The 18,378-nt window shown below is 72.1% G+C and carries 19 protein-coding genes and 1 pseudogene; 12 read left to right on the top strand and 8 right to left on the bottom strand.

What is annotated here, in order from left to right; all coding sequences use genetic code 11:
• Positions 1-2 precede the first annotated feature (2 nt).
• Together ENC19_RS02960 and ENC19_RS02955 are read right to left on the bottom strand one after the other, a co-directional pair.
• A complete protein-coding gene (locus ENC19_RS02960) occupies positions 3-917 on the bottom strand; it encodes a carbohydrate kinase family protein (protein ID WP_164445581.1) in 915 nt (304 codons plus the stop codon).
• 5 nt (positions 918-922) lie between these two features.
• Positions 923-1,858, bottom strand: coding sequence for a pseudouridine-5'-phosphate glycosidase (locus ENC19_RS02955; protein WP_164445580.1), 936 nt, complete (start codon positions 1,856-1,858; stop codon positions 923-925).
• A gap of 88 nt (positions 1,859-1,946) precedes the next feature.
• Here ENC19_RS02955 and ENC19_RS02950 point away from each other — a divergent pair, with 88 nt between their 5' ends.
• The 3 genes from ENC19_RS02950 (at position 1,947) to ENC19_RS02940 (ending at position 4,782) form a co-directional block, all read left to right on the top strand.
• On the top strand, positions 1,947-2,165 hold the full coding sequence (locus ENC19_RS02950; RefSeq protein ID WP_164445579.1) for a DUF3039 domain-containing protein: 219 nt from the start codon (positions 1,947-1,949) through the stop codon (positions 2,163-2,165).
• Positions 2,166-2,204: 39 nt separating this feature from the next.
• Positions 2,205-2,858, top strand: coding sequence for a trimeric intracellular cation channel family protein (locus ENC19_RS02945; protein ID WP_164445578.1), 654 nt, complete (start codon positions 2,205-2,207; stop codon positions 2,856-2,858).
• Between the two features lie 193 nt (positions 2,859-3,051).
• Positions 3,052-4,782 carry a DEAD/DEAH box helicase gene (locus ENC19_RS02940; protein WP_164445577.1) on the top strand — a complete coding sequence of 577 codons (1,731 nt, stop codon included), beginning with the start codon at positions 3,052-3,054 and terminating at the stop codon, positions 4,780-4,782.
• Between the two features lie 189 nt (positions 4,783-4,971).
• Here ENC19_RS02940 and ENC19_RS02935 read toward each other — a convergent pair whose 3' ends face one another.
• Together ENC19_RS02935 and ENC19_RS02930 are read right to left on the bottom strand one after the other, a co-directional pair.
• Complete coding sequence (locus ENC19_RS02935; RefSeq protein ID WP_093410327.1) at positions 4,972-5,205, bottom strand: DUF7455 domain-containing protein; 234 nt, start codon at positions 5,203-5,205, stop codon at positions 4,972-4,974.
• Positions 5,206-5,449: 244 nt separating this feature from the next.
• Positions 5,450-7,051, bottom strand: coding sequence for an RNA polymerase sigma factor (locus tag ENC19_RS02930; RefSeq protein WP_164445576.1), 1,602 nt, complete (start codon positions 7,049-7,051; stop codon positions 5,450-5,452).
• Between the two features lie 287 nt (positions 7,052-7,338).
• On the opposite strand from ENC19_RS02930, the gene ENC19_RS02925 reads away from it, so the two are divergent.
• Positions 7,339-8,160, top strand: coding sequence for an inositol monophosphatase family protein (locus ENC19_RS02925; protein ID WP_164445575.1), 822 nt, complete (start codon positions 7,339-7,341; stop codon positions 8,158-8,160).
• Between the two features lie 41 nt (positions 8,161-8,201).
• On the opposite strand, the gene ENC19_RS02920 is transcribed toward ENC19_RS02925, so the two are convergent.
• Entirely contained in the window at positions 8,202-8,717 is a 516-nt protein-coding gene (locus ENC19_RS02920) for a LytR C-terminal domain-containing protein (RefSeq protein WP_216592635.1), read from the bottom strand.
• Positions 8,718-9,146: 429 nt separating this feature from the next.
• Between ENC19_RS02920 and ENC19_RS02915 the strand changes: the two genes are divergently transcribed.
• A complete protein-coding gene (locus ENC19_RS02915) occupies positions 9,147-9,443 on the top strand; it encodes a DUF4193 domain-containing protein (RefSeq protein WP_007075406.1) in 297 nt (98 codons plus the stop codon).
• Between the two features lie 143 nt (positions 9,444-9,586).
• On the top strand, positions 9,587-10,381 hold the full coding sequence (locus ENC19_RS02910) for a hypothetical protein (RefSeq protein WP_164445573.1): 795 nt from the start codon (positions 9,587-9,589) through the stop codon (positions 10,379-10,381).
• 57 nt (positions 10,382-10,438) lie between these two features.
• Here ENC19_RS02910 and ENC19_RS02905 read toward each other — a convergent pair whose 3' ends face one another.
• Positions 10,439-10,930: a DUF3093 domain-containing protein gene (locus ENC19_RS02905; protein WP_164445572.1), complete on the bottom strand. Its 492-nt coding sequence runs from the start codon at positions 10,928-10,930 to the stop codon at positions 10,439-10,441.
• A gap of 86 nt (positions 10,931-11,016) precedes the next feature.
• Here ENC19_RS02905 and dut point away from each other — a divergent pair, with 86 nt between their 5' ends.
• From dut to ENC19_RS02885, 4 genes are all read left to right on the top strand, one after another.
• Entirely contained in the window at positions 11,017-11,547 is a 531-nt protein-coding gene (gene dut, locus ENC19_RS02900) for a dUTP diphosphatase (protein ID WP_164445571.1), read from the top strand.
• Positions 11,544-12,224 (top strand): DUF3710 domain-containing protein, encoded by a 681-nt coding sequence (locus ENC19_RS02895; RefSeq protein ID WP_164445570.1) that lies wholly within the window; start codon positions 11,544-11,546, stop codon positions 12,222-12,224. The genes dut and ENC19_RS02895 overlap by 4 nt, the downstream gene beginning before the upstream one ends.
• Positions 12,225-12,398: 174 nt before the next feature.
• Positions 12,399-12,779, top strand: coding sequence for an OB-fold nucleic acid binding domain-containing protein (locus ENC19_RS02890; RefSeq protein WP_164445569.1), 381 nt, complete (start codon positions 12,399-12,401; stop codon positions 12,777-12,779).
• Between the two features lie 31 nt (positions 12,780-12,810).
• Positions 12,811-13,533, top strand: a complete 723-nt coding sequence (locus ENC19_RS02885; protein WP_164445568.1) for a DUF3159 domain-containing protein — start codon at positions 12,811-12,813, stop codon at positions 13,531-13,533.
• A 44-nt stretch (positions 13,534-13,577) separates the two neighbouring features.
• Here ENC19_RS02885 and ENC19_RS02880 read toward each other — a convergent pair whose 3' ends face one another.
• Entirely contained in the window at positions 13,578-14,273 is a 696-nt protein-coding gene (locus ENC19_RS02880) for a potassium channel family protein (protein ID WP_164445567.1), read from the bottom strand.
• Entirely contained in the window at positions 14,270-14,932 is a 663-nt protein-coding gene (locus tag ENC19_RS02875) for a potassium channel family protein (RefSeq protein WP_164445566.1), read from the bottom strand. The genes ENC19_RS02880 and ENC19_RS02875 overlap by 4 nt, the downstream gene beginning before the upstream one ends.
• A gap of 152 nt (positions 14,933-15,084) precedes the next feature.
• On the opposite strand from ENC19_RS02875, the gene ENC19_RS02870 reads away from it, so the two are divergent.
• Both ENC19_RS02870 and ENC19_RS02865 read left to right on the top strand, forming a co-directional pair.
• Positions 15,085-17,133, top strand: coding sequence for an APC family permease (locus ENC19_RS02870; RefSeq protein ID WP_164445565.1), 2,049 nt, complete (start codon positions 15,085-15,087; stop codon positions 17,131-17,133).
• A pseudogene (locus tag ENC19_RS02865) lies at positions 17,130-18,346 on the top strand (class I SAM-dependent RNA methyltransferase). The gene ENC19_RS02870 and the pseudogene ENC19_RS02865 overlap by 4 nt, the downstream one beginning before the upstream one ends.
• Positions 18,347-18,378 lie beyond the last annotated feature (32 nt).

Below are 18,378 nucleotides of genomic sequence, written 5' to 3'. Positions count from 1 at the left end.
GCTCAACGAACGGGTCGGGCCCCGACCTGCGCCACCGCCGCGGCACCGAGATCGACCGCCCGGGCCAGGGCGGCGTCGGGTGCCGCCCCGGCCAGCCAGGCACGCAGCAGGCCCGCCGCGAAGGCGTCACCCGCCCCGGTCACGTCCCGCACCGTCACCCGATGCGCCGCCGAGGTGACGATCGTCGCGTCCCGGTCGACCCAGACGGCACCGGCCCCGCCGCGTTTGACCACCACCCGACGGGCCACGGAGAGCAGTGCCCTGCCCTGTGCCGCCGGCTCCAGCCCACCCGCCAGCACGGTGGCCTCGTCGACGTTGACCAGCAGCAGGTCGACCTCGCGTACCCAGTTCAGGAAGGCCGCCGGCCCGACCGCCCGCAGCGGTGCCGCGGAGGCCGCGTCGACGCTCGTGGTCAGGCCGCGTTCGCGGGCGCCGGCCAGCGCCCGCAGGCCGGCCGGTCGGGACTCCGCGTCCAACAGGGTGTACCCGGACAGGTACAGGTGGGTGGCATCCGGCGCACCGGACAGCGCCGCGGCCACGTGGTCGGGACGCAGCCGTACGTTCGCCCCACGCTCGGTGACCATGGTGCGTTCGCCGCCGGCGGTCAGCACGATCACCGTGCCGGTGGTGGTACCGGCGATCCGTTCCACGGCGCAGTCGACTCCGGCGGCGGTCAGCTCCGCCACCCGGTCACGCCCGGCGCCGTCGTCGCCGACCGCGCCCACCAGGGTCACCGGTACCCCCTGGGCGGCCAGCCAGGACGCGGTGTTGGCCGCCTGCCCGCCGCCGGTGGACCTGATCGCCGCCGGGGTGTCGGAGCCGGACGCCAACGGTCCGGAGAGCACCGCCACCACGTCCGTGACCACGTCGCCGACGACCAGGACCCGGCCGGTACCGCCGCTGTCGTTCTCGGTCACCCCGGTCACGCCGACGCGTCGACCCGGCGCTGGGCGGCGGCGACCGCGATCCGGGCGGCCAGATCGGCGTTGCGCAGGATGATCCGGACGTTCACCGCCAGGCTGGCGCCCTGCGTCGCGGAGTGGAAGTGGGCAAGCAGGTACGGCGTGACGGCCTTGCCGGTCACCCCGTCGCGCTCCAGCCGGGCGAGACCCTCGGTGAGGGTACGGTCGTGCAGGTCCGGGTCGAGCTGCTCGTCGGTGGGCAGCGGGTTGGCGACGATCAGCCCGCCATGGTGTGCCCGGTGCTGCTCGCGGGCGGCCAGCACGTCGGCGACCCGTTCCGGGGAGTTGACCGACCAGTCCAGGTCGAAGCCGCCGTCGGTGATGAAGAAGCCCGGAAACCGGCGGGTCCGGTAGCCGACCACGGCCACCCCGAGGGTCTCCAGCCGCTCCAGGGTCGCGCCCACGTCGAGGATCGACTTCACCCCGGCGCAGACCACCGCGATCGGCGTACGTGCCAGGGTGACCAGGTCGGCGGACTCGTCGAAGGTCTGCGCCGCCTCGCGGTGCACCCCGCCCAGCCCGCCGGTGGCGAACACGCCGATGCCCGCCGCGGCCGCCACGGCACTTGTCGCGGCCACCGTGGTGGCACCGTCAGCGCCGGATGCGGCCGCCACCGCGAGGTCGCGTACGGAGAGCTTGGTCACCCCGTCGGCGGTGGCCAGCCGGGTCAGTTCGGCGTCGTCGAGCCCGACCACGAGTTCGCCGGCGACCATGCCGATGGTGGCCGGCACCGCGCCGGCGTCCCGGACGGCCTGTTCGATCTGCCGGGCCACCCGGAGGTTGTCCGGCCGGGGCAGGCCGTGCGAGACGATGGTGCTCTCCAGAGCGACCACGGGCCCCTGCTCGCGCAGTGCCCGGGCCACCTCGGTGCCGTAGCGAAGATGAAAGTCGGTCACAATCGCTCACCGTACGCCCGCCATCCGGGTCACCTCAGGTGGACCGGGTGCGGGTGACCTGCCAGACTTGTCGGTTGGAGGTGCAGACGTGACTACACAGATCCTCGAACGTCCCGAGCTGAAGGACGCCGACACCGGTCCGGAGATGTTCCACTACGTCCGGAAAGAAAAGATCGCCGAGAGTGCCGTCATGGGCACCTTCGTCGTGGCGCTGTGCGGGGAGACGTTTCCGGTGACGAAGACGCCCAAACCGGGTTCACCGGTCTGCCCGAAGTGCAAGGAGATCTACGACTCGTACCGCGAGTGACGCCCTCGGTCCGCGCGGCGGCCCGCGTAACCTGCGGCGGTGACCACCTCCACCGCCCTTCTCCTGGCTGACCTGGCCGGAGTCGCGGTCTTCGCCGCCTCGGGCGCCTCCGCGGCGGTGGCCAAACGGCTCGACCTCTTCGGCGTGGTCTTCGTCGGCTTCGTCGCCGCCCTCGGCGGCGGGATCGTCCGGGACCTGGTCATCGACGAGGTTCCGCCGTTGGCCTTCGCCGACTGGCGTTACGCGGGTACCGCCGCCGTGACCGCCGCAGCGATCTTCTGGCTGCACCCACAGTTCGCCCGGCTGCGCACCACCGTCCTGGTGCTGGATGCGGCCGGGCTCGGCCTGTTCACCGTCGCCGGCACCCTCAAGGCCCTCGACGCCCGGGTCCCGGCGGTCGGTGCCTGCCTGATCGGCATGATCACCGCGATCGGTGGGGGACTCGTCCGCGACCTGCTCACCGGTGAGATCCCGGTGGTGTTGCGGCGGGAGATCTACGCGGTCGCGTCGCTCGTCGGCTCGATCGTGGTGGTGCTCCTCCATGGCCTCGGGCACACCGGGCCGATCCCGCTCACCGTCGCCGTGGTGCTGGTCTTCGGCGTACGCCTGGTCGCCCTGCGTCGGCGCTGGTCGGCTCCGGTGGCGACGGTGCGACCACCACGCACCGGTCTGTCGGGGCCGCCGCCGGAGTGAGCCAGCAGTGGCGAACGGCACCTCGGTGACGGGTGTGGCGTCGCGTGGGCGGCCGGGCGGCTGCTGGTTATGCTGTGTCGGCCTTCGCGGCTCGGCTGCGCGGAGGCATTTTCGTGGGGCGACCGCCGTGCCCCCCGGCCCGGGCCCGCCGGCCTGCGGCCGGGACATTCCGTGGCCGGAGAGGAGCTAACTCGTGGCAGTCCGGACGCCGGCGCTCGACACGTTCCCGTCCCTTCGCGCCTGGCAGCGCAAGGCTCTGGTGGAGTACCTGCGCCGTCGGGCTGAGGACTTCACCGCGGTCGCCACCCCGGGGGCCGGTAAGACCACCTTCGCCCTGCGGATCGCCGCCGAACTGCTCGCCGACGGCAGCGTCGAGGCGGTCACCGTGGTCGCGCCGACCGAACACCTGAAGACCCAGTGGGCGGAGGCGGCGGCCCGGGTGGGTATCCAACTCGACGCCGCCTTCCGCAACGCCGACCTGCACTCCTCGGCCGACTTCCACGGCGCCGTGGTCACCTACGCACAGGTCGGAATGGCGCCGCAGGTGCACCGGCGGCGCACCATGACCCGCCGGACCCTGGTCATCCTCGACGAGATCCACCACGCCGGTGACTCGCGTACCTGGGGGGACGGGGTGAAGGCGGCCTTCGAGCCGGCGGTACGCCGGCTGATGCTCACCGGTACGCCCTTCCGGTCCGACGACAACCCCATCCCGTTCGTCAGCTACGAGCGGGGCGGCGACGGCCTGCTGCGTTCCCGGGCCGACTCGGTCTACGGCTACAGCGACGCGCTGCGCGACGGCGTGGTACGGCCGGTGCTGTTCCTGGCGTACTCGGGTGAGACCCGATGGCGGACCAACGCCGGGGAGGAACTGGCGGCCCGGCTGGGCGAGCCGATGACGCAGGATCTCATCGCCCAGGCGTGGCGTACCGCCCTGGATCCGGCGGGTGACTGGATGCCGCAGGTGCTGCGGGCGGCCGACGCTCGGCTGACCGTGCTACGGGAGGCGGGCATGCCCGACGCGGGCGGCCTCGTCATCGCCAGCGACCAGCAGACGGCCCGCTCGTACGCCAGGCTCATCGAGCAGGTGACGGGGGAGCGGGCGGGCGTGGTGCTCTCCGACGACGCGGGTGCCTCGGCCCGGATCGCGACGTTCGCGGCGTCCGAGCAACGATGGCTGGTCGCGGTACGAATGGTGTCCGAAGGCGTCGACATCCCCCGGCTGGCCGTTGGTGTGTACGCGACAAGTGCCAGCACCCCGCTGTACTTCGCGCAGGCCATCGGGCGCTTCGTCCGGGCCCGGCGCCCCGGGGAGACCGCGTCGGTCTTCCTGCCCAGCGTGCCGCACCTGCTCGGGCTGGCCAGCGAGATGGAGGCCGAGCGGGACCACGTGCTCGGCAAGCCCAAGGACCGCGAGGGCTTCGACGACGAGCTGCTGGACCGGGCTCAGCGCGACGAGCAGGCCAGCGGTGAACTGGAGAAGCGTTTCGCCGCGCTGTCCGCCACGGCGGAACTGGATCAAGTGATCTTCGACGGGGCCTCGTTCGGTACGGCGGCCCAGGCCGGCACTCCCGAGGAGGAGGAGTACCTCGGCCTGCCCGGGTTGCTCACCTCGGAACAGGTGGCGTCACTGCTCGCCAAGCGGCAGGCCGACCAGCTCGCTGCCCAGCGACGTCGGGCGACCGAGCAGAGGACGGAGTCCGCCACGCCCGCGTCCGCTCCGCCGGCACCGATGAGCGCCGCCCAGCGCCGGGTGGCCCTGCGCCGTCAGCTCAACGCCCTGGTCGCGGCCCAGCACCACCGCACCGGCCAGCCCCACGGCAAGATCCACGCTGAGCTGCGCCGCATCTGCGGCGGCCCACCCAGCGCCCAGGCCACCATCGAGCAACTCGAAGAACGCATAGCCACCGTCCAAACCCTCTAACCCCACCCACCCCACCCGACCTCACCCACCGCCGCGTTGATCAAGAAGTTTGCGTCGTGAAACGCGCTGGCGGTGACGAAAACTTCTTGATCAACCGGGGTGGGGTGGGGTGGGTGGGGGGTATGGAAAAGCCGGCCGGAGACATCCTGTGGATGTCTCCGGCCGGCTTTTGTCCGGTCTGCTGAAGCCTTAGTTGGCCATCAGGTCAGCACCGCGCCAGGTGAACTCCGGGTCCGTCGCGTACCGCACGGTGATCTTGACGAGATCCTCGGCGTACTTGTTGGCGTGGTGCCCACAGAACACCAGCTCACTGCCACCCGCCAGGGTGATCCGGAGCTTGCCGGCGGCATTGCAGCGGTCGCACCGTTCATCGGCGGCCGGGGGGCTCACCGTCTCGGGCGGCGGCGTGAGGGTCGGGGTCATCGCCTTCCTCCTCTGGTCGTCACCGATGAACACTCTCTTCGGTCTTGGTCACCTATCGTGCAACACCCTTGTCGGGCCTCGCCTTCCCTGTGTGCCCGCGGGGGACCGAGGTCACACCTGGCACGGACAGTGTGCCGTGCACCCAGGGTGCCACGTCAACGATCACATTCGTGCAACCACCTGATCACCATCCGACGTTGTACGCCAGGTGGTCAAAACGGCACGATCAGTTGACGGATGCTGATCAGTCGAGGTAGTCCCGGAGCACCTGGGAACGCGAGGGATGCCGGAGCTTGGACATCGTCTTGGACTCGATCTGCCGGATCCGTTCGCGGGTGACTCCGTAGACCTGACCGATCTCGTCCAAGGTGCGCGGTTGGCCGTCGGTCAGCCCGAACCGCAGACGCACCACACCCGCCTCACGCTCGGACAACGTCTGCAGCACCTGCTGGAGCTGGTCCTGAAGCAGGGAGAACGAGACCGCGTCGACGGCGACCACCGCCTCCGAGTCCTCGATGAAGTCACCGAGCTGGCTGTCGCCCTCGTCACCGATGGTCTGGTCGAGCGAGATGGGCTCCCGGGCGTACTGCTGGATCTCCAGCACCTTCTCCGGTGTGATGTCCATCTCCTTGGCCAACTCCTCCGGCGTGGGCTCCCGGCCCAGATCCTGGAGCAGCTCGCGCTGTATCCGGCCCAGCTTGTTGATCACCTCGACCATGTGGACCGGGATGCGGATGGTGCGGGCCTGGTCGGCCATGGCGCGGGTGATGGCCTGTCGGATCCACCAGGTGGCGTAGGTGGAGAACTTGTAGCCCTTGGTGTAGTCGAACTTCTCGACCGCGCGGATCAGGCCGAGGTTGCCTTCCTGGATGAGGTCGAGGAACGCCATCCCCCGGCCCGTGTACCGCTTTGCCAGCGAGACGACCAGGCGGAGGTTCGCCTCGAGCAGGTGGTTCTTGGCCCGCTCGCCGTCCCGGGAGATCCACAGCAGGTCGCGCTGCATGTCCCGGACGAGCTTCTCCTCGCCCTCGTCGGCGGCCCGCAGCCGCTCGGCGGCGTAGAGCCCGGCCTCGATCCGCTTGGCCAGCTCCACCTCCTGCTCGGCGTTGAGCAGCGGAACCTTACCGATCTGCTTGAGGTACGCCCGGACCGAGTCCGCCGAGGCGGTCAGCTCGGCGTCGCGACGCGCCTGCTTGAGCGCCTCGGACTCCTCGTCGTCCCACTCGAAGTCGTTGTCGGTGGCGGAGTTCGCCGCGTCGGCCGCGGCGGCCTGGGCCAGCTCCGCCGGCTCCTCGACCACCACGTCCTCGATCTCCGCGGCGAGTTCCTCGGGATTGACCTCGCCCTCGGCGGCCTCGCCCTCGGCGGCGTTGGCCGGCTTCGCCGCGCCCGCCGCAGCGGCCACGGTGGCCTTGGTGGCCCGGGTGGACTTCTTGGCCGGCGCGGCGGCCTTGGCGGCCACCTCGGCGGTGGTGCCGGCAGCCTTGCGCGAGGTCGCCTTGCGCGGTGCCGGCGCCGGTGCCTCCTCGGCCGAGGGCGCCTGCTTCGGGGCGGGCGCGGCGGCCTTCTTGGTGGTCTTGGCGGTGGTGGCCCGGGACGCGGGGGTGGCGGACCGGGCGGCGGCGACCCGGCGGCGGGTGCTGGCCGAGCCGTCGACCACGACGGTCACCCCGGCCTCGGAGAGCGCCCGCAGGATCTTCTTGGCCTGGGCCGGAGTCACCTCGGCGGACTCGACGGTGCGCGCGAGCTGGGCCGACGTGAGCTGGCCGCCAGCGCTCTGCGCGTGGGCGATCAAGGTGTCGGTGAGCGAGCGAACGTCGGCGCCGGTCTGGCGGGGTTCTGTCACGAATGACCTTCCGGAGGCGAAGAGCGAGCACGGCCGGGTTCGTCCGACGCAGCGTAGGGCACCGCGCCGGGCGATGTGGTTGAGGAACCCCCGTGTCCCGGGCCGGCCGGCTGTCGGGCGGTCCGTGGCGCGTGGGCAGGGGTGAATTGTAACGCCGTCTGCGGCGATCATCCTGCGCCGCACGGCTGATCGGCGGTCGGGACCGCCGATTCGGTGCGCTTTTGGACTTTGTAAGGATGATACCCGCGCGGAAGCCGGATACCTGGCCGTGCGGGAAGGGAACGGATATGGAGCGCGCGGCGCCACCGCCACCGCAACTGCTGGAGATCGCGATCGAGGTGGCCCGGGGCGCGGCGGCCACCGCGTACCGGATGCGTACCGAAGGAGTCTCGGTCGCGGCGACCAAGAGCACCGTCACGGACGTGGTGACCGCGGCTGACCGGGCCGTGGAGCGGCAGATCACCGCCGAGCTGCGCCGGCTGCGGCCGGACGACGCCGTGTTGGGCGAGGAGTACGGTGCCGCGGCCAGTGGCGAGGGCCCGGGTGCCCGGGTGCGGTGGATCGTCGACCCGATCGACGGCACCGTCAACTACCTGTACGGCCTGACGCACTGCGCGGTGTCCATCGCCGCGGAGCTGGACGGCGAGGTGGTGGCGGGTGTGGTGCGCAACATCCACACCGGCGAGGAGTGGACCGCGACCGTCGGCGGGGGTGCCTGGCGGGCGGGTCGGCGACTGCACTGCTCCACCGAGACCGATCTCGGTCAGGCGCTGGTGATCACCGGCTTCGGCTATGACGCCGCCCGCCGGGTTCACCAGGCCCGGGTACTGACCGAGCTGATTTCGCACGTGCGCGACATCCGCCGTCTCGGCGCCGCCGCCGTCGATCTCTGCCTGGTCGCCGAGGGGCGGGCCGACGCCTACTACGAGAAGGGTCTGGCCGCCTGGGACCAGGCCGCCGGGGCGCTGGTGGCCACCGAGGCCGGTCTGCGGGTCGGCGGGCTCAAGGGGGCGGCCCCCGGGCCGGAGATGGTCGTCGCCGCCCCGCCGGCGCTGTTCGACGCGTTGCACGACCGCCTGGCCGCCCTGGACGCCTCCGGCGGCCCCTGAGGCCGTGTGGTGCCCGTCGGGCCCGCTGGACGACCCGGTGGTCAGCCCTCGACCGACATCGGGCAGGAACCGGGCGGGGCTACCGGGGCACCCAGGTCGCCCAGCGACTGGTTGACCTCGGTGATGGTGGCCAACTGCTGGAAGTTGCCGCCCAGGACCACGTCGACGACGTCGTTCTCGCGCTTGGGGTCGTACTCCAGCTCGGCGTCGCCGAGGAAGTACGCCCGCAGCAGGTGCGCCGAGCCGACTCCCTTGGGCCCGTAGCGCAGCACCGCCACGTCGTCGATCTTCTTCTTCTGGGTGGCTTCCTTCTGCACCTGGAAGTCGCGGTTGCGGAAGTCGCCCGCGACGTCGGCGGCCAAACCGGGACGGTCCGTGCCGTTCAGCACGTTGATCTTGACGTCCTTGTGGTCGCGTAGGGTGACGTCGGCGCGCGGCCAGTCGTCCGGACAACCCTCACCGGCGCCGGCGTTGCTCTGGGTGTCCCTGACCAGGGCGACGACCACGAAGACCAGGGCGACCACCGCCAGTAAACCGACGACAACGAGTGCTCGCACTCGCGCAAAGCTCATCAGGTCACTCCCGGGCAGTGGTGGGTGGCGGCGGCCGACGATCGGGCCGTTCCGTCGGTCGTCGGGTACGCCGCTGAGGTTAACGGGTGTCCGACCGTCGCGTGGAAACAGTCCGACATGCCGGCGCGCCACCGGAGAACGGGGTAGTACTACCCCTATCTTCGTGTCGCCTGAGTCACATTGGGAACAACTTCCCGTGCAGGGGCGTACATCTCAGCCACGAGGGCGGTATACATGCCTCGCCCAAAGGGGGGGTAGGGTTCCGCGCTCGCCGGGGAGATCCTCTGGCGGTCTGGTCCGAGCGGTCGTCGGGTCAGGTGGCCGACACTAGCGGTGGCCGGCCAGCGGAACCGAAACAGCGTCGTCCGGCGTTACAACCGGAAGCGACAACATCGAAATGGGAGAGTGAAACCGATGGCCACCGACTACGACGCTCCGCGCCGAGACGAGGTCGACCTCGGCGAGGACAGCCTGGAAGAGCTCAAGGCCCGGCGCGTCGACTCGCAGTCGGGCGCCGTGGACGTCGACGAGGCCGAAGTGGCTGAGAGCTTCGAGCTGCCCGGCGCCGACCTTGCCGACGAGGAACTGACGGTCAAGGTGCTACCGATGCAGCAGGACGAGTTCCGCTGCGCCCGTTGCTTCCTGGTGCACCACCGCAGCCAGCTCGCGGTCGAACGCAACGGCGAGCTGATCTGCCGAGAGTGCGTCTGACCGCAGTGCGACGACCACGACCATGGCGGCGACTCCCAAGTGGAGTCGCCGCCGCCCGGCTCGGCGAGCGCGACGCCGCGCAACCTGGTTGACTCGATAGCCATGAGCGAGCGAATCGGCGGGCGCGGCGCCGTGGTGCGGTCATGAGCGAGGGCAGCGAGCGCACCGAGGACCGGGACGAGCTCGGGAAGACCGTCGCGGCGCTGACCGCCGACGAGATCGAGCCGGCGAGACGGCGTCAACTGCTCACCCGGCTGGTCGGACAGGCTCGGGCCCGGGGGATCGGCGACCTGTTCAAGCCGAGGGCCGCGCTGCGCTGGATGGTGGACACCGTCGCGGAGATCGCCCCGCACGTGCCGGTCCGGGATCTGGCCACCCTGCGCCGCCACTTTCCCGGGCTGTCGGACGAGGAACTGGCCGACCGGCTGGTCCGCAACGCCTCCCGGGCCACGGCGGGGGTCGGCGCGGCCGGCGGCGGAGCCTCGGCGGTGCAGTGGACGGTGACACCGACCCTGCTCTCCGCTCCGGTACTGCTCGCCGCCGAGACGGTCGCGGTGGTGGCGGTGGAGCTGAAGTTGACCGGTGAGCTGCACGAGATCTACGGCGTACCGCTGCCGGCCGGCGGCACCGAGCGGACGATCGCGTTGGTGCAGGGATGGGCCAGCCAGCGCGGTGTCAACCCGATGATGCCCGGCGTCGGCGTGGGCGCCGTGCTGGGTACGGCCGCCCGGAACGAGCTGCGGGACACGCTGCTCAAGCGCTTCGGCCGGAACCTCACCACGCTCGGTCCCTTCCTCACCGGAGCCGCCGTGGCGAGCTACCTGAACCGACGGGCGACCCGGACGCTGGCCGACCAACTCCGCACCGACCTGCGCCGGCAGCGGCACACCCTGCCCGCTGCGCCGCCCACCCCGCCGGCCCTGCCGGAGTCGTCCTGACCGCCGGCAGCGGCGTCGGCGGACACCGCACGATCCGGTGACCGGTGGCGGCTCGGATCAGCGGGCCGCGTCCCGCGCGGCCAGCAGCGCTTCGGCCAGCTCGACCGGGTGCCGGGAACTGACCACCCAGAACGGCGTGGGGTCGGCCGGATCGTTCAGGACCACCTGGACGGCACCGGGGACCCACGGGCGTTGCACGACGAACGCCAGCGGATCGGCGCCCACACCGAGCACCTCACGCCGCCCCGCGGCGTCCAGCGCGACGGCGTCCGCGACGAACCGGACAGGCAGCCGGGCGTCGTCGACCCGCAGCTCCGCGTCGGTCACCGCGACCCGGATCCGGCCCAACCAGGCCAGCCCGGCGGCAGCGGCGGGCAGCAACACCGCGAACGGCAGCCAGGCGCGCGCACCGGCCGCGCCCATCCACACCTCCACGGCGAGCAGGGCGGCGGCCGCGAGCCCGGCGAGCCACAACCACCAGGGCAGCCGCAGACGCTCGGCGTACGCCGGGGGGGCCGAGACGGACGAAGGTGACGCTGACTGGCTCACTCATGCCAGGGTACGGCGCGGCGGCCCTCGGGTACCGGGCAGGATGACAGGGTCACCCCCAGCGGAACGGACGAAAGAGGGACATCATGACCGACGTGGTGCCCGTGCCGGTCCGGCGGCTCGATCCCGAGCTGCCGATGCCGGAGTACGCCCATCCCGGTGACGCCGGTGCCGATCTGGTGGCGGCCGCTGACGTGGAGCTGCCACCGGGCGGTCGGGCGCTGGTGCCGACCGGCGTGGCGATCGCCCTGCCCGAGGGGTACGTGGGTCTGGTCCATCCCCGATCGGGGCTCGCGGCCAGACTCGGCGTGACGGTGCTCAACGCGCCCGGTACGGTCGACGCCGGCTACCGGGGTGAGATCCTGGTCAACCTGATCAACCATGATCGAGCCGCGGCGGTGAGGATCGCCCGGGGTGACCGGATCGCGCAGCTGATCGTGCAGCGGGTGGAACGAGCGATCTTCCAGCCGGTGGCCGAGCTGCCCGCGTCCGGACGCGGGACCGGCGGGCACGGCTCCACCGGCGGGCACGCCGGGTTGGTACCGCCGCCGGCCACGGACGGCGCGAACGGAAAAGATGGCACCGTGAGTGCGAACAGCGGAGGTTGGACGCAGTGATCTTCTCCCGGAAGCGGGCCGCGGGACGGCACGCCCTTGACGAGCGGGCCACGAACCTGCCCGAGATCGAGGACGCCCCGTCGGCCCCGGCGGAGCCGGCGCGTGGGCCGTACGACGTCACCGAGGCCCCGGCCGAGGTGCAGCGGCTCGACCTGGGCAGCCTGCAGATCCCGGCGGTGCCCGAGGTCGAGGTGCGGGTGCAGGCCGACCAGCAGGGGGTGGTCCAGCAGGTCGTGCTGGTGCACGGCCAGAGCGCCCTGCAACTCGGTGTCTTCGCGGCCCCGCGGTCGGAGGGAATCTGGGACGAGGTACGCGAAGAGATCCGCCAGTCGCTGCTCGCCGACGGCGCCGCCGCGCAGGAGGCCACCGGCGAGTACGGCACCGAGCTGCACGCCCGGGTACGCACCGAGGACGGCCTGACCGATCTGCGGTTCGTCGGCATCGACGGCCCGCGCTGGATGGTTCGGGCGGTCTATCAGGGCGCGGCGGCCACCGATCCGTCCGCCGCCGGCCCGTTGGCACACTGCCTGGACGGGCTGGTCGTCGACCGGGGGGTGGAGGCCAAGCCGGTACGTGAGCCGCTGCCGCTGCGGCTGCCCCGCGAGGCGGGAGAGGCCGCGGCGGCCGGTCCGGCCACCGGGCCGGCCGACGCCGCGTCGGCACCCGGGAACCGCTGATCGGCCAGCAGCGGCCCCGCCCCCGCGCGGGTGCCCGGCACGGCCGCAGGAGCGCTTCCGGTGCGCCGGAAACGCCCTGTCCGGCGTACGCTGGCGGATGCCGTCGCGGCAGTCGTCCGGCGGCCGTGGCTTCCGGTGCCAGCCGGCCGGTGTGGAGAGGGTGACGCGGAGCACATGACCACCGACGAGGGTCGGGGTTCGCTGCGGCGGATGCTGCGACGGCTGACCGCGAGCGAGGCCGAGATCGAGGCGCAGCAGTTGCAGCGGGAGAGTGCCCGCTGTGGCGCGATGCCGGTGTTGCAGTGCGGTCGGGGGCAGGTGGTGTCGGTCAGCGGCCGACTGCGTACCGTCGTCTACACCCCCCGGACGAACCTGCCGGCGCTGGAGGCGGATCTCTACGACGGCAGCGACGTCGTGACCCTGGTCTGGCTCGGGCGACGGCACATCGTCGGCATCGAGCCGGGCCGGCACCTGACGGCCCGGGGGCGGGTCGCGGTGCGCGACGACCGCAAGGTGATCTACAACCCGTACTACGAGCTGGAGCCGTCGAAGTGAAGCTGCGGGCGTTGCGGATGGACAGCGGGCGATGACCACCGGACAGCACCCGGCGACCCAGCCGGAGACCGGGCCGGTGGACGAGGAGCGGCTGCCCACCGTCGCCGAGCAGATGGCCGACCAGCTCGGCGGTTGGCGAGGGCTGGCCGAGTCCAGCATTCCGGTGGTGGTCTTCGTGATCGCCAACATCGTCACCGACCTGCGGCCAGCCGTGATCGCCTCGGTGGCGGTGGCGGTGCTGATCGGTGGGCTGCGGTTGGCTCAGCGCCGACCGGTGCGGCACGCGGTCAACGGGCTGTTCGGCATCGGGATCGGCGCCGCCATCGCCTGGCGCACCGGCGACGCGCGCGACTTCTACCTGCCGGGGATCCTCTACGGCATCGGCTACGGCCTGGCCCTGCTGCTGTCGGCGGTGATCCGGCAACCGCTGGTCGGCTGGATCTGGTCGGTGCTGGTGGCCAAGGGCAGCTCGCAGTGGCGCGACGACCCTCTGCTGGTGCGCACCTTCACCAGACTGACCGTGCTCTGGGGCGTCGTCTGGCTGGCCAAGGTGGGCGTGCAGGCCGGCATCTACCTGGCGGCCCGGCGGTTCGACCAGCTCGGCGACGAGGCCGCCGCCGCCGACATGGAGACCGCCCTCGGGGTGGCGCGGCTGGCCCTGGGCTACCCGCCGTACGTGCTGCTGTTGTTGATCACGGTCTGGACGGTGCGGCGGGTGACCCGCGAGCGCCCGACGGAGCCGCTGCCGAGCTGAGCCGCACCGGCGGTCGGGGCGCCGGGCCCGGCCCGGCGTAGCGGTCAGCGTGACTCGCGGGTGCGCTCGACGCTGTCCGGGCCGAGCACCACCGCCCGTACCGCGTCCTCCACCTCGGCGGTGCAGACGAAGACCAGCTCGTCACCGGCCTCGACCGGGTCGTCCGGGCTGGGCACCAGGACGCGCTTGCCGCGCAGGATCGCCACCAGCGCGGAGTCCCGGGGCAGGGGCACCTCGCGCAGCGGGTGCCCGACGTAGGGCGCGGTCGGCGGCAGGGTGATCTCGACCAGGTTCGCCTCGCCCTGCCGGAACGTCATCAGCCGGACCAGGTCGCCGACGGTGACCGCCTCCTCGACCAGCGCGGCCATCACCCGGGGCTTGCTGACCGCCACGTCCACGCCCCACTGCTCGGTGAACAGCCACTCGTTCTCGGCCCGGTTGACCCGGGCGACCACCCGGGGCACCGCGAACTCGGTCTTGGCCAGCAGCGAGACCACCAGGTTCACCTTGTCGTCGCCGGTGGCCGCGACCACCACGTCGCAGCCGGCCAACTCGGCCTCCTCCAGGCTGGCCAGCTCGCAGGCGTCGGCCAGCACCCATTCGGCGTCCGGCACCCGGGCCGGCCGGAGCATCCGGGGCTGCCGCTCGATGAGCATCACCTGGTGGCCGTTCTCGATCAGCTCCTGGGCGATGGAGCGGCCCACGTTGCCGGCGCCGGCGATAGCGACCCGCATGATCACTGACCCCCTTCCGGCGTCGCCGCCACGGATGTGACCGCCGCCACCATGTCGTCGGTGACCAGCATGAAGATCTGGTCACCCTCCTGCACCACGCTGGCCACCGTGGGCAGCGTGCCGATGCCGAAGCGGATCAGGTACGCCACCCGGGCACCGGTCGCCTCCTCCAGGGCCCGCACCGGGCGACCGATCCAGTCCTTGTGCACCGGCACCTCGACGATCGAGACGGTGCTCGTCGGATCGCGGAAGATCTCCACGTTGCCCTCGGGCAGCAGGTGCCGCAGCATCCGGTCGGCCGTCCACCGGACGGTGGCCACGGTGGGGATGCCGAGTCGTTCGTAGACCTGCGCGCGGCGCTGGTCGTAGATGCGAGCCGCGACCCGGACCACGCCGAAGGTCTCACGGGCCAACCGGGCCGAAATGATGTTGGAGTTGTCGCCGCTGGAGACGGCGGCGAAGGCGTCGGCCCGCTCGATGCCGGCCTGGCGCAACACGTCGCCGTCGAAGCCGGCCCCGGTGACGGTGACCCCGGCGAAGTCGGGCCGCAGCCGGCGGAAGGCGTCCGCGTCCTGGTCGATGACCGCCACCGAGTGTCCCCGGGCCTCCAGGCTGTGCGCCAGGGTCGAGCCGACCCGGCCACAACCCATGATCACGACATGCACGCTGCCTCCCACGGTGCGTACCGCTGCGCCTCGTCGCCTGCGAGCCTGCCACGTCCGGGCCGCGGCCGGGGACCGACGGTACTCCCGCCTCGGATACGCCCGTGACCGGCCACCCCACGTGCCCGTCGCCGGTGGCCGTACGCTTGGCCGTTGTGGCCCGATCCACCTCCCTGCTGAAGCGGCTGCTCGTCGGCCGGCCGTTCCGGTCCGACCGGCTCAAGCACACCCTGCTGCCGAAGCGCATCGCGCTGCCCGTCTTCGCCTCGGACGCGCTGTCGAGCGTGGCGTACGCGCCGGACGAGATCCTGCTGATGCTCTCCATCGCGGGTGCCTCGGCGTTCGTGTTCTCACCGTGGGTCGCCCTCGGCGTGGTCGTGGTCATGCTGACCGTGGTGGCCAGCTACCGGCAGAACGTGCACGCGTACCCCTCGGGCGGCGGCGACTACGAGGTGGCGACGGTGAACCTCGGCCCGCGCGCCGGGGTGGGCGTGGCCAGTGCGCTGCTTGTCGACTACGTGCTCACCGTCGCGGTGTCGGTCTCCTCCGGGGTGGCCAACCTCGGCTCGGTGATTCCCTTCGTGGCGACCCACAAGGTGCTCATCGCGGTCTCCGCCGTGGCGCTGCTGACCGCGGTCAACCTGCGCGGGATCAAGGAGGCGGGCAGCGCGTTCGCCGTCCCGACGTACGGCTTCATGATCGTTATCATCGGCATGATCCTCACCGGGGTGGTCCGGGTCGTCGTGCTCGGCGAGGACCTGCGCGCCCCCAGCGCCGACCTGGTGATCGCCGCCGAGTGGCACGACACCACCGGCTGGGCGATGGCGTTCCTGCTGCTGCGCAGCTTCTCCTCCGGGTGCGCCGCGCTCACCGGTGTGGAAGCGATCTCCAACGGGGTGCCGGCGTTCAAGGCGCCGAAGAGCCGCAACGCCGCCACCACGCTGCTGATGCTCGGCCTGGTCGCGGTGACCATGCTGGTCGGCATCGTCTGGCTGGCCCGGCTCACCGGGCTGCAGTTCGTCGAGGATCCCGCCCTGCAGATCGTCTCCGGCCCGGAGGGGTACGTGCAGAAGACGGTCACCGCACAACTCGGTGAGACGATCTTCGGACCCGGGTCGGTGCTGCTGTTCCTGGTCGTCGGAGTGACCGCGACGATCCTGTTCGTGGCCGCCAACACGGCCTTCACCGGCTTCCCGGTGCTCGGCTCGATCCTCGCCCAGGACCGCTACCTGCCCCGCCAACTGCACACCCGGGGTGACCGGCTCGCCTTCTCCAACGGGATCCTCTTCCTGGCCGGCTTCGCGATCCTGTTGATCATCGGCTTCCAGGCCGAGGTGACCAAGCTCATCCAGCTCTACATCGTGGGTGTCTTCGTCTCGTTCACCCTCTCCCAGGCCGGGATGATCCGGCACTGGAACCGGCTGCTGCGCACCGAGCGGGACCCGCAGGTGCGTCGTCGGATGCTCCGGTCCCGGGCGATCAACACCTTCGGCATGGCGATGACCGCCACGGTGCTGGTGATCGTGCTGATCACCAAGTTCCTGCTCGGCGCCTGGATCGCCATCGTCGCGATGGGGCTGATCTACGTGCTGATGCTGGCCATCCGCCGGCACTACGACCGGGTGGCCGTCGAACTCGCCCCCGACGACGGACGGCCGGTGCTGCCGGCCCGCAACCACGCGATCGTGCTGGTCAGCAAGCTGCACCAACCCACGCTGCGGGCGGTGGCGTACGCACAGGCCACCCGACCGGACACCCTCACCGCGGTGACCGTCAACGTCGACGACCACGACACCCGGCAGTTGCAGGCCGACTGGGACCGTCGGGGAGTGCCGATCCCGCTCACCGTGATCGACTCGCCGTACCGGGAGATCACCCGACCGATCCTGAACTACGTGGCCGGCGTCCGCCGGGAGTCGCCGCGCGACGTGGTCACGGTCTTCATTCCGGAGTACGTCGTGGGCCGCTGGTGGGAGAACCTGCTGCACAACCAGAGCGCGCTGCGGCTCAAGGGGCGGCTGCTGTTCGAGCCGGGTGTGATGGTGACGAGCGTGCCGTGGCAGCTCGCCTCGACGGCCGGCAAGGACCTCGCCCGGATGGACGCCACGCTCGGCCGTGGGCCGGTCCGGGGGCCTCGGGTGGCACCACGCGCCACCCTGCCGCCGCCTGCCGAGCGTGAGTCGTCGGACGGGGAGGCCCGGTGAGCGGGCTGGAGGAGGCCGAGCGGGTCGAGTTGACCGTGGCGGCCGTCGCCCCGGGAGGGCACTGCGTGGCCCGGGTGGACGGCCAGGTGGTCTTCGTCCGGCACGCCCTGCCGGGTGAACGGGTGCTGGCCGAGGTGACCGAGGTGCACCGGGGGTTCGTCCGGGCCGACGCGGTCACCGTGCTGGAGGCGGCACCGGACCGGGTCGACCCGCCCTGTCCGTACGCCCGACCGGGCCGTTGCGGCGGCTGCGACCTGCAACATGTCGCCCCGGACGCGCAGCTGCGCTGGAAGACGGCGGTGGTCCGGGAACAGCTCGTCCGCCTCGGCGGGCTGGACGAGGCCGGCTGTGACGCGCTGGACCTGCGGGTGGAGGCGCTGCCGGGTGGTCCGCTCGGTTGGCGTTCCCGGGTCCGGTACGCGGTGGACGCGGCGGGTCGCGCCGGGCTGCTCAAGCACCGCTCCCACGAGGTGGTGCCGGTCGACCGCTGCCTGATCGCCCATCCGGCGATCCAGCAGCTGCCGGTGCTCACCTCCAGCGGGGTGAGCTGGCCGGACGCCGAGGCGGTGGAGACCGTCGCCACCACCGGCGGGGACGTGGCGGTGACCGCCGTGGCGGCCGGGGCCGGTCGGCGGGTCAGCGGCCCGGAACGGGTACGGGAGCGGGCCGCCGGCCGCAGTGGATGCTGCCCGCCTCGTCGTTCTGGCAGGTGCACCCGCCGCCGCGGACACCCTTGTCGACGCGGTGCTGGAGCTGGCCGACCCCCGGCCGGGGAGCGGGCCTGGGATCTCTACGGTGGCGCCGGCCTGTTCGCCGCCGCGCTGGCCCTCGGGTCGGCGAGACCGGGCGGGTCACCCTGGTCGAGGCGGCCGGCGACGGCGTCGCGGCGGCCCGGGAGAACCTGCGTGACCTGCCCGCCGTCGAGGTGGTGGCGGCCCGGGTGGAGACCGCCCTGGCCCGTCGCCGGGTCACCGGGCCGGTCGACGTGGTGGTGCTCGACCCGCCCCGGACCGGTGCCGGGGCGCGGGTGGTACGCGACGTGCTGGCCGCCGGGCCGCGCGTGGTGACCTACGTCGCCTGTGATCCGGCGGCGTTCGCGCGGGACCTGCGGGTCTTCACCGAGGCGGGTTGGCGGTTGGCGGCGTTGCGCGGGTACGACCTGTTTCCGATGACCCGGCACGTGGAACTGGTCGGACTGCTGGTGCCGGCCTGACCAGGTGCTCAGGACCGGTGGTCACCGCGCCC

The organism is Verrucosispora sioxanthis, from assembly GCF_010560025.1.
GTDB classification, from domain to species: domain Bacteria; phylum Actinomycetota; class Actinomycetes; order Mycobacteriales; family Micromonosporaceae; genus Micromonospora; species Micromonospora palythoicola.
This window is presented reverse-complemented; position numbering and strand designations above follow the sequence as displayed.

Coding starts and splice junctions, on each gene's coding strand:
- ENC19_RS02915 (WP_007075406.1), top strand. CDS start 9,147: ATGGCCACCGACTACGACGCTCCGCGCCGAGACGAGGTCGACCTCGGC.
- ENC19_RS02925 (WP_164445575.1), top strand. CDS start 7,339: ATGGAGCGCGCGGCGCCACCGCCACCGCAACTGCTGGAGATCGCGATC.
- ENC19_RS02885 (WP_164445568.1), top strand. CDS start 12,811: ATGACCACCGGACAGCACCCGGCGACCCAGCCGGAGACCGGGCCGGTG.
- ENC19_RS02935 (WP_093410327.1), bottom strand. CDS start 5,205: ATGACCCCGACCCTCACGCCGCCGCCCGAGACGGTGAGCCCCCCGGCC.
- ENC19_RS02890 (WP_164445569.1), top strand. CDS start 12,399: ATGACCACCGACGAGGGTCGGGGTTCGCTGCGGCGGATGCTGCGACGG.
- dut (WP_164445571.1), top strand. CDS start 11,017: ATGACCGACGTGGTGCCCGTGCCGGTCCGGCGGCTCGATCCCGAGCTG.
- ENC19_RS02910 (WP_164445573.1), top strand. CDS start 9,587: ATGAGCGAGGGCAGCGAGCGCACCGAGGACCGGGACGAGCTCGGGAAG.